General features: G+C 69.9%; 1 pseudogene. It reads left to right on the top strand.

Annotation, left to right across the window (positions count from 1 at the left end):
* Nucleotides 1-32: 32 nt before the first annotated feature.
* Nucleotides 33-405: pseudogene (locus tag CCN35_RS25035) on the top strand (TatD family hydrolase); the annotation flags it as partial.

The raw sequence follows: 405 nt of genomic DNA on the forward strand, positions 1-405 counted from the left end.
GGCCCGGTCGACCCCCACGGCAAGGAGTCCTGATGCGCATCTTCGACCCCCACATCCACATGACGTCCAGGACCACCGACGACTACGAGGCCATGTACGCCGCCGGCGTCCGGGCCGTCGTGGAGCCCTCCTTCTGGCTCGGTCAGCCCCGCACCAGTGCCGCCTCCTTCCTCGACTACTTCGACTCCCTGATCGGCTGGGAGCCGTTCCGCGCCGCCCAGTACGGCATCGCCCACCACTGCACCATCGCCCTGAACCCCAAGGAGGCGAACGACCCGCGCTGCGTGCCCGTCCTCGACGAACTGCCCCGCTACCTCGTCAAGGACCGGGTCGTCGCCGTCGGCGAGATCGGCTACGACTCGATGACCCCGGCCGAGGACACCGCCCTGGCCGCCCAGCTGCAGC

Origin of the sequence: Streptomyces thermovulgaris, assembly GCF_002155915.1 — a bacterium.
Taxonomy (GTDB): domain Bacteria; phylum Actinomycetota; class Actinomycetes; order Streptomycetales; family Streptomycetaceae; genus Streptomyces; species Streptomyces thermovulgaris.